Genomic DNA, 15,233 nt, shown 5'->3' with positions numbered 1-15,233 from the left:
AGGGCGCCGCGGCGCCGCCCCACCCGGCCCGAACCCCCGTCAGCCTCGGAGCACGAGCACGACGGTGGCCGCGACCGACGCGCACGTGACGAGGACGTACGGCCACGTCCGCGTGCGCTGCCCGGCGACGCGCAGCACCACGGCCACCGCGAGCGCCGCCAGGGCGAGCACGGGGCCGTCGGCGAGCGGTGCCAGGTCGACCGAGACGCGCAGGCTCTCCAGGAGCTGCGGCGGCAGGGGGACGAACGGCTCGCTGTGCCGGGCCGCGCCGTCGGGCACGAGCCACAGCGTCCGCAGCACCGCCAGGAGCGCGAGCACGCGCGGGAGCGCTCGCAGGAGCGCGGCTCCGACCCGGGAACGGCCCCAGGTCGACGACGCGGCCGGTCGGGAGGGCCGTGCGGACCGTGTGGCGGACGCCGTGGCCGCCGCCTGGTGCGGCGCCGGCGTGGCCGCGGACGCGCTGGCGGCGTGCGGGGCCGGGGTGCTCGTGACCGCCGCACCGGTGATCCGTGGCCGGGCGGACCCCGGACGCACAGGGGGCGACGGCGGCGTCGGGCCGAGGTGCTGGACCGGGCTCCGGCGCGGCGGGACCGACGGCGGGACCGGCCGGCCGGCCTGCGTGGCGACGAGGTCGGGGGAGTCCAGCACGCGGGTCCGCGCGACCGCAGGTGGGACCGGCTCCGCCCGGGACCGCGCCGACGGGCCGCGGCCGAGCGTGGAGACGCGCTGCACCGGCACCGGCCAGGCGCGGGCGTCCGGGGCGCCGGACGCCGGGACGGGGACGGGGCCGTCCGTCCGCGACCGCGCGACCCGGGCCACGGGCTCGGCGCCGGGGCGCCGCACCGGGAGCACCGGGTGCGTCGGGCGGCGGTACTCGCGCCACCCGCGCAGGGTGTCGGCGTGCCCCGCGGGCGGTGCCGCGGGCTGCCACCGCATCGCCTGCCAGAGCCAGTCCTTGAGCTCGGCGGGGGTCCGGCCGTCGGCCACGTGGGCGCCGATGCTCGCGACGTGGTCCGCGATGACCTCGGCGGCCGCGCCGTCGAACCCGTCGCCGTGCACCTCGGCCAGCACGCTCATCAGCGTCGCGTCGTAGACGAGGGCGTGCCACGGCTCCCGGGCGCGGGCCGCGTCGGACACCGTGCCGAGCGACGCGACCTCCGCCGCCCGCTCGGCGCGGACGGGTGCGCCGGTCGCGGCGGCCAACCCGCCGGCGGGGCCCAGCGCGCGCTCCGCCGCGGTGGCGCCGTCGGCCACGATCCGTGCGGTGAGGAGCAGGGTGTCGTCGGCGGCCTCCCCGGCGAGCCGGGCGCGCAGCACCGCGGCGACGCTCTCGAGCGCGGGGCGGTGGTTCGGCTGGTAGCGGGTCATCGACAGGATCAGGTCCTGCAGGTGGGGGTCGATCTCGGGCAGCTCGGCGGGGGCCGGGGCGAGCTCCATCCCGGCGGGCACCCCGACGAGGTCGTCGGGGACCTCCCGGACGAGGTCGTCGGCCTCGAGGTCGCGGCCGAGGAAGTTGAGGTCCGCCGGCACGACGCCCGTGGTGGCGAAGACCAGGAGCAGGCCGAGCGCGTACACGTCCGAGCGGGGGTGGACGCGGCGGCCGAACAGCTCCGGCGCCATGTACGCGAGCGTCCCGACGGGCTGGGTGGACGTCGCGGTGTCGAACATCTTGGCGATGCCCAGGTCGATGAGGACCGCGCGGTCGCCGTCGACCATGATGTTGGCGGGCTTCAGGTCGCGGTGCACGCAGTGCTGCTCCTGCAGCACGAGCAGCGCCTCCGCGACCTGCGCGGCGAGCCGCAGCGCCCGGGGGCCGTCCAGCGGGCCGGCCGCGCGGACGTGGTCGCGCAGCGTGGTGCCCGGTACGAGCTCCATGGCGAACCACGGCTGCTCGTCGTCCAGGCCGGAGCGCACGAACGCGGGGAAGCCGCGCCCGCCCACCGCCTCCAGCAGTCGCGCCTCCTGGACGAAGCGGTCGCGCGAGCCCTCCTGGAGGCCCGTGAGGACCTTCACGGCGACCGCCGCGCCGCCCGCGTCCGTGGCGCGGTAGACGTGCGCGAAACCGCCGTGCCCGAGCACCTCGGCGAGCGTGAACGGGCCCTTCCGGTCGCCGCTCGCCGGCACCTGGCGGACGGGCCGGCGCGGCAGCGGCGCGGGCCTCGGCTCGACGTCGCGAGCGGCAGCGGGTCGGACGGAGACGTCGGGCGCGGCGGGCCTCGGCCCGGCGTGGGCGGCGGGAGCCTGGGTGGTCGGGCCGGTGTCGTCGTCGGTCGCCACCGCGAGGGCGGACTGCTCGGGGCCGGGCATGGGCGCAACGTTACAAGCGCGCCGCTCCTGGACGTAGCAGACAACTCCGACCGGTCTCCCGCCCCGCGAGCGCCGCGCCGACCTGGCAGGCTGGACGGCATGGTGAACCGCCTCGCCGACGCCGTGAGCCCGTACCTGCGTCAGCACGCCGACAACCCCGTCGACTGGTACCCGTGGGGCGCCGGAGCGTTCGCCGAGGCGCGGCGCCGCGACGTGCCGGTCATGGTGTCGGTCGGCTACGCGACCTGCCACTGGTGCCACGTCATGGCGCGCGAGAGCTTCGCCGACCCGGCGATCGGCGCGCTGCTCGCGCGCGGCTTCGTCGCGGTGAAGGTCGACCGCGAGGAGCACCCCGACGTCGACGCGAGCCTGCTCGCCGCGGCCAGCGCGTTCACGCCCGACCTGGGCTGGCCCCTCACGGTGTTCACGACGCCGGACGGCGCCCCGTTCTACGCCGGCACCTACTGGCCGCCCGTCCCCGTGGCGGGGCGGCCCGCGTTCCGGGACGTGCTCGACGCCGTCGCGCAGGCCTGGGAGCAGCGGCGCGAGCAGGTCGTCGACACCGGCGAGACGATCCGCGCGGCGCTCCGGGACGCGGCGGCGGGGCGGCGGACGGGGGTCCCGCGGGCCGCGGCGACGTCGGTCGCCGTGCCGGGGGAGCCTGGCGCTCCGGGCGCGACCGACGACGGGCCGGTCGGCCGGCTCGCCGACCACGCGCGGACCGTCGTCGACCGGCTCGAGGCGGCGGAGGACCGCGTGCACGGCGGGTTCGGCGGGGCGCCGAAGTTCCCCGTCGTCCCGACGCTCGAGCTCCTGCTCGACGTGGCCGCGTCGTCGGTCGTGGACCCCGAGGTCGCGCGGCGGGCGCTCGTTCTGGCCGGGCGCACGGTCGACGCGATGGCGGCGAGCCCGCTGCGCGACGTCGACGGCGGGTTCTTCCGGTACGCGACCCGGCCCGACTGGTCGGAGCCGCACTACGAGCGGATGCTCTACGACAACGCCCAGCTCCTCTCGGCCACGACGACGCTCGCCGTGCTGCGGCGCACCACGCCGGTGGACGGCCCGCTCCGCACGCCCGCGCCCGCCCCCGGGAGCCCGGACCCGGGCGAGGGCGCGGCGCGGGTCGCGGCCGACGTCGGGCGCTTCCTCCTGCGCGTGCTGCGCCTCGCCGACGGCGCGTTCGCGAGCGCGCAGGACTCGGAGTCCGTCGTCGACGGCGAGCGCGTCGAGGGCGGCTACTACCTGCTCCCGCCCGCCGAGCGCGCGCACCACGAGCCGCCCCGGCTCGACACCAAGGTCCTCACCGGCTGGAACGGCCTCGCGATCGAGGCGCTCGCCCGAGCCGGGCACCACCTCGGCCTCCCCGACCTCACCGACGCCGCGCGCGCCGCCGCCGACCGGCTGCTGACCACGCACGTCCGGGCCGACGGGACGCTCGTGCGCGCGTCGGAGGGCGGGATCGCCTCGGACGCCGTCGCGACGCTCGAGGACCACGGCGCCTTCGCGACCGCGCTCCTCGTGCTCGGCGGCCTGACGGGAGAGGCCCGGTACGTGCGCGAAGGGCTGCGCCTCGTCGACGCGACCGTCGGCGCGGACGGCGAGCTGCGGCCCCCGCAGGGCACCGACCCGGTGCTCACCGACCTCGGGCTCGCGGCCGGTGCCGCCGCGGACGCGTCGGAGGGGGCCGTCCCGTCGGGCACGACGGCCGCCGCGCGTGCCGCGCTGCTCGCGCACCTCGCGACGGGCGAGGCGCGCTACCGCGACGCCGCCCGCGCGCAGGTCGCGTCGTCCCCGACCGCGAGCGAGCACCCGCTCGGCGCGGCCGGGGTGCTGCGCGTCGCCGTCGGGCTCGCCGAGCCGCCGCACCAGCTCGTGCTCGTCGCCGACCCGGACCTTCGGGAGGCGTTCCGCGAGGTCGCGCGCGACTGGTACCACCCGGACGGCCTGCTGCTCGCCGTGACGCCCGGTGACGCCGCGGCGCTCGCGGTCGACGGCGTCGACCTGCTCGCCGGCCGCGGCCCGGGCGCCTACCTGTGCGCCGACTTCGTGTGCCGGCTCCCCGCGCACGACCCCGACGGGCTGCGGGCCCAGCTCGCCGGCTGACCCGGATCCCCGGGGGTGCAACGGGCCCGAGCCGGTCGCATGATGGAAGAGCGGTGCGGCACGAGGAGGAGCCATGAGGGCATCGGTCGGGGACAGGATCGTGACCGCCTCGGGGGTCGTCGGCGGAGCGGTGCGCGACGGGGTGGTGGTCGAGCTGCGGCACGAGGACGGGTCGCCCCCGTACCTCGTGGAATGGACGGACACGGGCGAGCGCACGCTCGTCTACCCCGGGTCGGACAGCTACGTCGAGCACGTGCCCGGGGCGGAGAACGGCGGCGGGACCGACACGACGAAGGTCTGGCGCGTGCAGGTCAGCGTCGTCGAGTCGGAGGGCCGCACGACGGCGGAGGCAGTGCTCGTGGCGGAGACACCGGAGCACCTGCGGACGGTCGGGCGTGCGCGCCGCGACCCGCACGACCTGGACGTCCCGCTCATCGGCGACGAGATCGCCGTCGGCCGGGCGCTGCGGCGGCTCGCGGACCGGCTGCTCGACGACGCCGAGTCGGACATCGAGTCGTCCACGGGCGTCCCGGCGCACGTGCACCTGTGAGCGGGGCCTCCGACGCGCCGGCCGGCGTGCGGGCCGTCGTGCACGGACGCGTGCAGGGCGTCGGCTTCCGCTGGGCGACCCGCGATCGGCTCGCGGTGCTCGGGCTGGAGGGGACGGCGACCAACCTCCCCGACGGGACCGTCGAGGTGGTCGCCACCGGGGCGGACGACGCGGTCGAGCGGCTCGTCGCGTGGCTGCGCGACGGCCCGACGCCGGGGCGCGTCACCCGCGTGGACGTCGACCGCGACGCGGGCCCGGCGGCGCCGCCGGCGTCCTGACGCCCTGCGGACGGCTCAGTCCTCCGCGCGCGCCAGCACCGACTCCCAGTGCCACGGCTCCGGCACGCGTCCGTCGGGCTCGGCGAAGTCGGGGTGCGTCCAGCCGTACGTCTCGGCGTTCTGCTTGAGCCACTCGTACTGCGGGGTGCCGAACGCCTGCACGCCGCCGCCCAGGTCGACGGCGAACCCCAGGCCGTGGTTCGAGCAACCGGGCGGCGCCGCGATCGGCGACGACGGGTCGTAGAGCTCGGCCTGCTCCTCGTACGTGCGGTAGGACGAGTTGATCGTCAGGTGGACGCCGAACCGCTCGACGTAGGCGGCGTCCAGGGCGACGAGCCCGTCGAGCACGTCGGCGCGTACGCGGTCCGACGGGGACCACGGGATCGGGGCGAGGGCGGAGTCGGGCACGCGCCCGCCGTCCGGGTCCCACACCTGGTCCGGTGCGGGACAGGAGACGGCGTCCTGCGCGGCCGACATCTCCTCCGTCGAGGTCGCGACGGTCGCGAGGTCCGCCTCCAGGTCGAGCACCGCCTGCTCCAGCGCGGCGAGGTCGTCCCCAGACGCACCGCTCCCGGCGTTCTCCGACGTCGTCGCGGCGGCGTCGAGCGCCTCCCGGAGCCGGGTGCGCACCGCTTCGTCGGCGCCCAGGCCCTCCGTGGCGGCGTAGACCTTCTCGCCCTGCTCCTGGACCGGCGCGAGACTCGTCCGGGCGGCCTCGACCTCGGCACGCGCGTGCTCCAGCATCGAGGAGTGCACCGCCTGTGACGCCTGCTCCAGCGACAGGGTCGCGCTCGTCGTCCCGGTGGTCATCCGATCGAGGAACGACGCGCCCAGCAGGGCGCGCGCGTCGTCGACCTCCGCGGTGAGCTCCGCCCGGACCGCGGGGTCGGCCACCTTGCCGTCGGAGGTCGTGAGCAGTTCTTGGGCCACGGTGGTCCGTGCCGCCAGCTCGTCGTACGTCGACCCCCGGTACCAGACCAGCCCGCCCCCGGCGGCGCCGAGAAGGAGCGCGAGCGTCACGACGACCGCGACCCAGACGCCGCGTCGACGGCGCGTGCCCCGGGCGTGCCGCCGCTCCCGCCCGGTCGGGTAGCCCGAGGGGTCGGTGGAGGGTGGGGTGCTCGTGACGGTCACATCGCCAGAACCTACGCCACCCGGCACAGGCCCCCGGACCGTTCCGCGCGTGAGCGGGGAGACGCTCACCGAAGCATCACGAACCCCGCCGGACCCTCCCCAGACGGGGCCTCGAGCGACCGCTCGGGGCGAGACGGGGAGGGGTCATGACACACCTGGTGCTCTGCTGCGAGGGCACGTGGGCTCGTCAGCACGAGCGAGTCGGACCTCGGGGAGCGCGCGTCCGGTCCGCACCGGCTTCGGACCGGACGGCGTGCGGCAGATGGCGTTCTCCGTCGAGGACGTCGGGGCGCAGGGCTACCTCGTCGACCGGCCGCTCGCCGGGTGCGACGCGTCCGCCCCGTGCCATGCTGGGCGGCGTGAGCGAGCAGACCGCAGCCCCGATCCCGGCCGACCAGCTCGTCCCCGCCGACGCGCACGTGCTCGGCAACCCGGACGCGCCCGTGACGATCGTCGAGTTCGGTGATCTCGAGTGCCCGTACTGCGCCGCCGCCGCGCCCGTGCTGCGGCAGGTCGTCGAGGCCTCGGCCGGCCAGGTGCGGCTCGTGTTCCGGCACTTCCCCCTGTTCGAGCTCCACCCGCACGCGCTCTCCGCGGCGCTCGCGGTCGAGGCCGCCGCGGCGCAGGGGAGGTTCTGGGAGATGCAGGCCGCGCTGTTCGAGCACCAGGACCAGCTCGGCGAGGCCGGCCTGGTCGACCGCGCCGAGGAGCTCGGTCTCGACGGAGCGTCCGTCGTGGGGGACGCCGCGCAGCAGCATGCGGCACCGGTGCAGCGCGACTATGCCGACGCCCTCGCCGTGGGCGTCCAGGGCACCCCGACGCTGTTCGTCAACGGCGTCCGCTACCGAGGCCGCGTCACCGCCGACGGCCTCCGCACCGCCATCGAGGCCGCCGCCCCACCGAGGTAGGACCCGCTCGCCGAGGTAGAGCCGCGGTCGCGCGAGGTAGAGCCGTGGTTGCGTGAGGTAGAGCCGTGGTTCTTGTGCTCGACGGCGTGTGGTCGGGTTGGGTGGTCGGGGTGGGTGGTGGTGCCGCGTCTACCATCCGTCGCTCGTTCCTCGCGGCTCCCGCCAGGCCCGCCACGACGCGGCACCACCACCCACCCCGCCCGGCGTCGTCTCGCCCTGGTCGTCGATCGCCCGGGCGACCGCTCGCGGTGTCGGTCTCGCCGGCACAGTTCCCGCTGGTCGAGCCGGTCGCCGCACGAGAGTGCCGGGCTGCCGCGCTGCCGCGGGGCGCTGCTGTCGCGGCTCGCAGCGCGCGGGCCTGAGACCCGACCATGGTTCTACCTCGGCGGAGGTGGGGCGCTCAGGGGGTTGCGGGCGGGCGCCAGGGGAGGGGTGGAAGCTCGGGCGGGGGGCCGTCGGCGCCCGGGGAGCAGAGGGGCCAGCGTTCGCCGACGAACCGGAGCGCGAGGGAGCCGAGGACGGCGGCGACGAGCGAGCCCGCGAGGATGCCGATCTTGGCCTGCTCGATGAGCGCCTCGTCGTCGAACGCGAGCTCCGCGATGAAGAGCGAGATGGTGAAGCCGATGCCGGCGAGGATGGCCCCGCCGAGCAGGTGGGAGTAGCGCACGCGCCCCGGGAGGTCGCCGAGTCCGAGGCGCAGGGCGAGCGTCGCGGCGCCGAAGATGCCGACGGCGTTGCCCACGACGAGCGCGACGGCGACGCCGATCGTCACGGGCGACGTCGCCGCGGTCCGGAGCGACTCGGCGTCGAGCTGCACGCCCGCGTTCGCGAGGCCGAAGACGGGCACGACGACGTACGCGCTCCACGGGTGCAGCACGCGCTGGAGGCGCTCGCTCGTGGGCACGGCCGCGCGCGCGGCGAGCTCGGTGAGGTGCTCGCGCTCCGCCGTCGTCTCCTGCGCGAGCCGTTTGGCGTACTTGGGCACGACCGCGACGTCGACGGGCCGCGACGAGCGCGACGGGACGAGCAGGCCCACGAGCACTCCCGCGAGCGTCGCGTGCACGCCCGAGGCGTAGACGGCGCCCCACAGCGCGATCCCGGCGAGCGCGTACGGGGTGAGCCGCCAGACGCCGAGCCAGCGCAGCGCGAGGATCCCCGCGACGAGCACGGCCGCGGCGAGCAGACCTGGGAGCCAGAGGTCGTCCGTGTAGAAGAGCGCCATGACGGTGATGGCGCCGATGTCGTCCACGACGGCGAGGGTGAGGAGGAAGAGCCGGAGCTGGTCGGGGCAGCGAGGCCCGAACAGGGCGAGGATCCCCACGAGGAACGCGGTGTCGGTCGACATGACGATGCCCCAGCCGTGCTGCGCGGGGGAGCCGGCGTTGAACGCGACGTAGATGAGGGCAGGCACGGCGAGCCCGCCGAGCGCGCCGAGCGCGGGCACGGCGACGGTCCGCCGGTTGCGGAGCTCGCCGCTCGTCACCTCGCGGTTGATCTCGAGCCCGATGACGAGGAAGAAGACGGCCATCGCGGCGTCGTTGACCCAGTGGTGCAGGTCCATCTCGAACGACCACGGTCCGACGTGCCAGCCCGCCGTCGCGGACCACAGGGCGTCGTACGCGCCGGACCAGGCGGAGTTCGCCCAGACGAGCGCGACGACGGTCGCGGCGAGGAGCAGCACCGCGCCACCCGCCTCCGTCGCGAGGAACGAGCGCAGGGACGGCGCGACGGGACGGAGCTGGAAGCGCAGCGGGGGCCCTGGCCGCGCGGGGACGCGGACGATCGGGAACGACGACGGCGGAGCGGGCTCGGTCACGGGGCCTCCGGGTGGTCGGGGACGGGCGACGCCCCCGGCGTCGGACCCTCAGATGGACCTTCGGACCGACCTGCGTCGGACCTGTGCTGGGACAACTCTTCCGGGCGGGAGTTCCTTCCGCAACGGCCGGAGGATCGCGGTCCTCCACACGTCTGTCCACAGTGTGGAAAAGTTCTTCCGATTCTCTTGTGTCCTCCGTCACGCGCTGCTAGCGTCGTGCATGCCAACGGCGGGCCCGGGCCGAGCGACACGCTCGGTGGTCGACGCGATCGATCCGACACCGGCAGCTACCTACCAGGCGGAAGTGGACAACTCGCCTGCAGCGGCCCGCCGGCCGCCTCCTCCCGGCTCACCGACGAGCCGGAAGCCGGAGGCGGAGCACCCGGCGTCGCTGCCCGAACCGTGGAGACTCACCATGGACACTCTTGTCGTGGACGCAGCACACCTGGACCGAGCCGTCACCCTGGCGGTCGAGAGCGTCGCCAACGCCGGAGGCCCCTTCGGCGCCGTCATCGTCACCGCCGACGGGCAGGTGTTCGAGGGCAACAACCGGGTCACGCAGGACAACGACCCCACCGCGCACGCCGAGGTCACCGCGATCCGGCGCGCGTGCGCCGCGCTCGGCACGTTCGACCTCACGGGCGCGACGCTCTACTCGAGCTGCGAGCCGTGCCCCATGTGCCTCGCGTCCGCCCTCTGGGCGCGCGTGCAGACCGTGTACTTCGCCGCCGACCGCCACGACGCCGCGCGCGCCGGGTTCGACGACGCGGAGTTCTACGACTTCTTCGCCGCCGACCCCGCCGACCGGAGCATGCAGGTCGTGCACGAGCGCACGGCCACCGCCACCGCGCCGTTCGACGCCTGGCGCGTCCTCGACTCCCGGATCGAGTACTGACCGGCCGAGCGCCGCTCAGCACCGCACCGAAAGGACACAAGGACGTGACCCTCCTCGGCACCCGGCGGGAGACCGCCGAGAACGACGACCCACGCGGCACCGGCCCGGCCGCCGGCCGGCTCGACCGCTTCTTCCGGATCACCGAGCGCGGTTCGACCACGGGGCGCGAGCTCCGCGGCGGCCTGGTGACCTTCTTCGCGATGGCGTACATCGTCATCCTCAACCCCCTCATCCTCGGCGGCACGAGCGCCGAGAACGCACCGGTGGACGTCGCGGGCGGGTGGCTCCAGACGGCGCAGGTCGGCGCCATGACCGGCCTCGCCGCCGGCGGCCTGACCATCCTGTTCGGGCTCGTCGCGAACCTCCCGTTCGCGCTCGCGGCCGGGCTGGGCATCAACTCGTTCCTCGCCGTCGCCGTCATCGGCGACGTCACGTGGCCCGAGGCGATGGGGCTCGTGCTCGTCAACGGACTGCTCATCGTGCTGCTCGCCGTGACGGGCGCGCGGTCCGCGATCTTCAACGCCGTCCCGCGCCAGCTCAAGGCCGCGATCACGGTCGGCATCGGCCTGTTCATCGCGTTCATCGGGTTCGTCGACGCGGGGTTCGTCACGCGCACCCCGGGCGGTCCGCCGGTCCAGCTCGGCGACGGCGGGTCGATCACCTCGGTCCCGACGCTCGTGTTCATCGTCGGGCTGCTGACCATGGGCATCCTCGTCGCGCGCAAGGTCAAGGGCGGCCTGCTCATCGGGCTCGTCGCGACGACCGTCGTCGCGATCGTCGCCGAGTCGGTGCTGCACCTCGGTCCCGCGTCCGACGACAACCCCGGCGGCTGGCACCTCACCGTCCCGACGCTGCCGAGCTCCCTCGTCTCCGTCCCGGACCTCAGCCTGCTGGGGCAGTTCTCGTTCGGCGCGTTCGACCGGATCGGGGCGCTCGCGGCGACGATGCTCGTGTTCACGCTGTTCTTCACGAACTTCTTCGACGCGATGGGCACGATGACGGGGCTCGCCAAGCAGGGCGGCCTCGCCGACGCGGACGGCAACTTCCCGCGCATCAAGTCGGCGCTGGTCGTCGAGGGCGTGGGCGCGGTCGTGGGCGGCGCGACGTCGTCGTCGTCGAACACGGTGTTCGTCGACTCGGCGGCGGGCGTGGGCGAGGGCGCGCGGACGGGCCTCGCCTCGGTCGTCACGGGCGGGCTGTTCCTCGTCGCGATGTTCCTCACGCCCCTCACCGCCGTGGTCCCGATCGAGGTCGCGAGCGCGGTGCTCGTGGTGGTGGGCGCGATGATGATGGGCCAGATCAAGGAGATCGACCTCACGGACTTCACCGTCACGCTGCCGGTCTTCCTCACGATCGTGACGATGCCGCTCACGTACTCGATCGCGAACGGCATCGGCATCGGGTTCGTCACGTGGGTCCTGCTGCGGTTCGCGTGCGGCAGGGCGCGCGACGTCCACCCGCTCCTGTGGGTGGTCGCGGCCGGGTTCGTCGTGTACTTCGTGCGCGGTCCCCTGACCGCGGTCGTGGGAGGCTGAGCCTCGACATCGACCGCACGGCCGACGGGTCGCCCGCTCCTCCGGGTGGCCCGTCGGCGTGCACGGGACCGTGGGAGGGCGTGGCATGGCCGGGACAGCTCGTGTGAGCGTCGACGAGCACCGCGCGGACGTCGCGGCGCTGCTCGCCCCCCTCGTCGAGGCGGCCCGACGGCGCACGCGCACCGAGGACGTCCCCCTCGCCCGCGCGCTCGGCCGAGTCCTCGCGGGGGACCTCGTCGCGCCCGTCGCCGTCCCGCTGTTCCGCAACTCCCAGATGGACGGGTACGCCGTCCGGGCCGCGGACGTCGCCGGAGCGAGCGCGGACGCTCCCGTCCGGCTCGCCGTCGCGGCCGAGATCCCCGCGGCGCCGGGCGTCCCGCCACGGCTCGCGCCCGCCACCGCGGCCCGCATCATGACCGGCGCGCCCGTGCCCGAGGGCGCGGACGCCGTCGTCCCCGTCGAGGACACCGTGGCGGGGACGTTCGTCGGCGCGCCGCGACCCGAGGGTCCCACCGCGGACGACGCGGCAGGCCCAGGCGCGAGCCACGTGGTCGACGTACGGGTGCCGCGGTCGGCGGGGGACTTCGTCCGCGAGGCAGGCTCCGACGTCCGGCCGGGGGACACGCTTCTCGCGGACGGCACCGTCCTCGCGCCGCACCATCTCGCCGCCGCCGCGGCGTGCGGGGTGGGGGGCGTGCGCGTGGTCGCTCGGCCGCGCGTCGCCGTCCTGTCGACGGGGTCCGAGCTCGTCGGGCCGGGGGAGACGCCGGGGCCGGGGCAGGTCTTCGACGCCAACGCCGATGCCCTGGGGGCGGCCGTCCGGCGCGCGGGCGGCGACGTCGTCCTCACGGCCCGGTGCGGCGACGACGCCGCACGGTTCGCCGCCGTGCTCGCCGAGGCGGCCGCGGCCGCAGACCTCGTGGTGACGTCGGGCGGCGTGTCGCAAGGGGCGTACGAGGTGGTCAAGGACGTGCTCGGAGGATCCGGACCCGCCGGCGCCCGGGGCGCCGCCCGGGAGGTGGGCGGGGCGACGTCGCCGGGCGTCACGTTCCGGTCGGTCGCGATGCAGCCGGGCGGGCCGCAGGGGTTCGGCACCGTGCACGGGACGCCCGTGCTCACGTTCCCGGGCAACCCGGTGAGCGCCCAGGTGTCGTTCGCGATGTTCCTGCGCGAGCCGCTCGAGCGCGCGGCGGGGCTGCCGGCCGTCGAACGGGTCCGCACGGCGGTCCTCGCCGACGCGCTCACGTCGCCCGCGGGGAAGCGTCAGCTCCTCCGCGGCGCGACCGGCCCCGACGGCACGGTGCGCGTCGTCGGGGGAGCGGGCTCGCACCTCGTCGCGTCGATGGCGCGTGCGAACGTGCTCGTGGACGTCCCCGCCGACGTGACACAGTGGGACGCCGGGACCGAGGTGGAGGTACGAGAACTGTGAGCGAGACGCAGGGCGAGTCCCAGGGCGAGTCGGAGGGCGAGTCGGAGGGCGCTGCCCGGGGTGGGGCGTCCCAGGACGTGAGCCGCGTGACGACCGACGTGCTCGGAGACGCCGTGTCGCGCGCCGTCGAGGACGAGGTCGCGAGCCCGGAGTGCGGCGCCGTCGTGACGTTCCGCGGGGTCGTGCGCGACGTCGACGGCGGTCGAGGCGTCACCCGGCTCGACTACGAGGCGCACCCCGACGCCACCGCGGTGATCCGGCGGTGCGTGGCCGCGGTGGCGGCGGAGACAGGGCTGCGGGTCGCCGCCGTCCACCGGTACGGGAGCCTGGGGATCGGCGACGTCGCGCTCGTGGCGGCGGCGGCCGCGGGCCACCGCCGGGAGGCGTTCGAGGCGTGCTCGCTGCTCGTCGAGCGCATCAAGGCCGAGGTGCCGATCTGGAAGCGGCAGCACTTCGACGACGGCGTCTCGGAGTGGGTCGGGCTGTAGGACGCGTCCCTGGACCGCTCGCGAGACGACGAGAGGCGAGAAGTGGCCCCCGGCCGGAGCCGGGGAGGGGCCGCTTCTCGCCTCTCGTGAGTTCCTTCTGATCCGCCGGGCGACGACGATGTCGGGCGGGACTGCCCGGCCGCGCGGGCCGGGAGGGGAGGGGGAAGGTCAGCGCTCGGCGGGGCGGTTGTCGAGCAGCATGCCGATGCCGAGGCCGACGGCGGTGCCGAGGATGAGGCCGAACCAGCTCAGCACGACGGTCCCGACGACGGCGCCGATCGCCGCGCCCAGGACGCTCTTGGTCCCGGCCTTCCAGGCGGCGGACCGCTCGTCGGTGCGGTAGATCGGGAGCGCGGAGGCGCTGTTGTCCGGGGTCGTCGAGGACGCACCGGAGATCGAGGAGGAGGGGCGGTTGGTGGGTGCAGGAGAGATCGTCGTCACGACATCCATGGTAGGAAGAGACGGCGGCTCTGACCTGGGCTGATGCACCCAGGTGACCGGCTTCACCCTATGATCTGCGCCACCGTCGTGACGCTCAGCCGCCGATCGCGCCCATGCTGCGTGTCGTCGCCGCGAAGGCGTCGGCGGCGAGCGTGGGGGCGTCGCTGCCGTGCGCGAGCGGCTTGCGCCACATCGCGCCCTGCCACGCGCGGGCGAGGGCGTCGTCGCGCTCGTCCTCGTCGAGGTCCGCCGAGCGCAGGATCGCGCGCAGGTCGGTCTCGTCGTCGCCGAACAGGCACGAGCGGACCGTGCCCTCGGCGGTGAGCCGCGTGCGGTCGCACGCGCCGCAGAACGACCGCGTGACGGACGCGATGACGCCGACCGTCTGCGGTCCGCCGTCCACGAGCCACTCCTCGGCGGGCGCCGACGGGTCGTCGCGTCCGACCTCGACCAGGTCGAAGCGGGTGCCCAGCATGGCCAGGAGGTCCGTCGCCGACACGAGGTCGTCGCGCGTCCAGCGCCCGTCGGCGTCGAGCGGCATCTGCTCGATGAACCGCAGGTGGCAGCCGTGCTCGACGGCCCACGCGAGCAGGTCGGCCGCGCCCGACAGCGTCTCGGGCATGAGGACGGCGTTGAGCTTCACCGGCGCGAGGCCGGCGTCGAGCGCGGCACGGATCCCGGCGAGCACGTCGGGCAGCCGGTCGCGGCGCGTGAGGCGTGCGAAGTCGGCGCGGTCGACGGAGTCGAGGGAGATGTTGACGCGGTCGAGACCGGCGGCGACGAGCTCGTGGACGCGCTTGTCGAGCCCGATCGCGTTCGTCGTCAGCGAGAGCGACACGTGGGGCGCGGCCGCGCGCGCGGCGCGCAGGATGTCCGCGAGGTCCCGACGCATGAGCGGCTCCCCGCCCGTGAACCGGACGTCGGTGATGCCGAGGCGGTCGACCGCGACGCGCACGACCCGGCCGATCTCGTCCGGCGTGAGGAGGTCCTCGCGGGGGATCGCGGGCAGCCCTTCCGCGGGCATGCAGTAGGTGCAGCGCAGCGAGCACTTCTCCGTGATCGAGATGCGCAGGTCGCGCGCGACGCGCCCGTAGCGGTCAACGAGCGCGTCGGTCGGGGGACGCCCCGGGTCGAGGTCCGCGGAGCCGTTCGTGGGCGCGCCCGACCGCAGCCTGGGCATCCCGAGCGAGACCGCGGTCATGGCCCGATCGTAGACGGTGCTCCGGCCGGGGCCGTGACCTGGGCCACGGCGCGTGCTAGCGTGGAGTCCGTTGAGCGGAAGGTAAGTTCCGCTGGACGGAACACTCTGCACAGGTGGAGAGTGTTCCAAGGGCGGATTCAAGCCCTGT

At 75.5% G+C, this 15,233-nt stretch carries 13 protein-coding genes; 8 read left to right on the top strand and 5 right to left on the bottom strand.

The window, feature by feature from the left end; all coding sequences use genetic code 11:
• Positions 1–39 precede the first annotated feature (39 nt).
• On the bottom strand, positions 40–2,307 hold the full coding sequence (locus tag JN535_RS09675; protein WP_205205320.1) for a serine/threonine-protein kinase: 2,268 nt from the start codon (positions 2,305–2,307) through the stop codon (positions 40–42).
• A 99-nt stretch (positions 2,308–2,406) separates the two neighbouring features.
• Here JN535_RS09675 and JN535_RS09670 point away from each other — a divergent pair, with 99 nt between their 5' ends.
• The 3 genes from JN535_RS09670 (at position 2,407) to JN535_RS09660 (ending at position 5,238) form a co-directional block, all read left to right on the top strand.
• Positions 2,407–4,410: a thioredoxin domain-containing protein gene (locus JN535_RS09670; protein WP_205205319.1), complete on the top strand. Its 2,004-nt coding sequence runs from the start codon at positions 2,407–2,409 to the stop codon at positions 4,408–4,410.
• Positions 4,411–4,483: 73 nt separating this feature from the next.
• Positions 4,484–4,960 (top strand): dsRBD fold-containing protein, encoded by a 477-nt coding sequence (locus JN535_RS09665; protein WP_115942194.1) that lies wholly within the window; start codon positions 4,484–4,486, stop codon positions 4,958–4,960.
• Positions 4,957–5,238, top strand: a complete 282-nt coding sequence (locus JN535_RS09660; protein ID WP_205205318.1) for an acylphosphatase — start codon at positions 4,957–4,959, stop codon at positions 5,236–5,238. Before JN535_RS09665 ends, JN535_RS09660 begins: the two co-directional genes overlap by 4 nt.
• 15 nt (positions 5,239–5,253) lie before the next feature.
• Here the strand turns inward: JN535_RS09660 and JN535_RS21535 are convergent, their stop codons facing one another.
• Positions 5,254–6,372, bottom strand: a complete 1,119-nt coding sequence (locus JN535_RS21535) for a D-alanyl-D-alanine carboxypeptidase family protein (RefSeq protein WP_205205317.1) — start codon at positions 6,370–6,372, stop codon at positions 5,254–5,256.
• 359 nt (positions 6,373–6,731) lie between these two features.
• On the opposite strand from JN535_RS21535, the gene JN535_RS09650 reads away from it, so the two are divergent.
• Complete coding sequence (locus JN535_RS09650) at positions 6,732–7,280, top strand: DsbA family protein (protein WP_307868506.1); 549 nt, start codon at positions 6,732–6,734, stop codon at positions 7,278–7,280.
• A 400-nt stretch (positions 7,281–7,680) separates the two neighbouring features.
• On the opposite strand, the gene nhaA is transcribed toward JN535_RS09650, so the two are convergent.
• The gene (nhaA, locus tag JN535_RS09645) at positions 7,681–9,096 is read right to left on the bottom strand and encodes a Na+/H+ antiporter NhaA (protein ID WP_307868504.1); all 1,416 of its coding nucleotides are present in this window, start codon (positions 9,094–9,096) and stop codon (positions 7,681–7,683) included.
• Positions 9,097–9,511: 415 nt separating this feature from the next.
• Between nhaA and JN535_RS09640 the strand changes: the two genes are divergently transcribed.
• The 4 genes from JN535_RS09640 to JN535_RS09625 all read left to right on the top strand — a co-directional run bounded on the left by JN535_RS09640 (position 9,512) and on the right by JN535_RS09625 (position 13,443).
• Complete coding sequence (locus tag JN535_RS09640) at positions 9,512–9,991, top strand: nucleoside deaminase (RefSeq protein ID WP_205205315.1); 480 nt, start codon at positions 9,512–9,514, stop codon at positions 9,989–9,991.
• Positions 9,992–10,035: 44 nt separating this feature from the next.
• Entirely contained in the window at positions 10,036–11,526 is a 1,491-nt protein-coding gene (locus JN535_RS09635; protein WP_205205314.1) for an NCS2 family permease, read from the top strand.
• A gap of 85 nt (positions 11,527–11,611) precedes the next feature.
• On the top strand, positions 11,612–12,955 hold the full coding sequence (locus JN535_RS09630) for a molybdopterin molybdotransferase MoeA (RefSeq protein WP_205205313.1): 1,344 nt from the start codon (positions 11,612–11,614) through the stop codon (positions 12,953–12,955).
• Positions 12,956–13,053: 98 nt separating this feature from the next.
• Entirely contained in the window at positions 13,054–13,443 is a 390-nt protein-coding gene (locus JN535_RS09625; RefSeq protein ID WP_307868536.1) for a molybdenum cofactor biosynthesis protein MoaE, read from the top strand.
• 168 nt (positions 13,444–13,611) lie between these two features.
• Here JN535_RS09625 and JN535_RS09620 read toward each other — a convergent pair whose 3' ends face one another.
• Together JN535_RS09620 and moaA are read right to left on the bottom strand one after the other, a co-directional pair.
• Positions 13,612–13,884: a hypothetical protein gene (locus tag JN535_RS09620; RefSeq protein ID WP_205205312.1), complete on the bottom strand. Its 273-nt coding sequence runs from the start codon at positions 13,882–13,884 to the stop codon at positions 13,612–13,614.
• A gap of 94 nt (positions 13,885–13,978) precedes the next feature.
• Positions 13,979–15,085 carry a GTP 3',8-cyclase MoaA gene (gene moaA / locus JN535_RS09615; protein WP_205205311.1) on the bottom strand — a complete coding sequence of 369 codons (1,107 nt, stop codon included), beginning with the start codon at positions 15,083–15,085 and terminating at the stop codon, positions 13,979–13,981.
• Positions 15,086–15,233 lie beyond the last annotated feature (148 nt).

Origin of the sequence: Cellulosimicrobium cellulans, from assembly GCF_016921195.1 — a bacterium.
Classification (GTDB): Bacteria; Actinomycetota; Actinomycetes; order Actinomycetales; family Cellulomonadaceae; genus Cellulosimicrobium; species Cellulosimicrobium cellulans_F.
The sequence above is the reverse complement of the archived record's forward strand: the minus strand, read 5'-3'. Positions and strand labels throughout refer to the sequence as shown.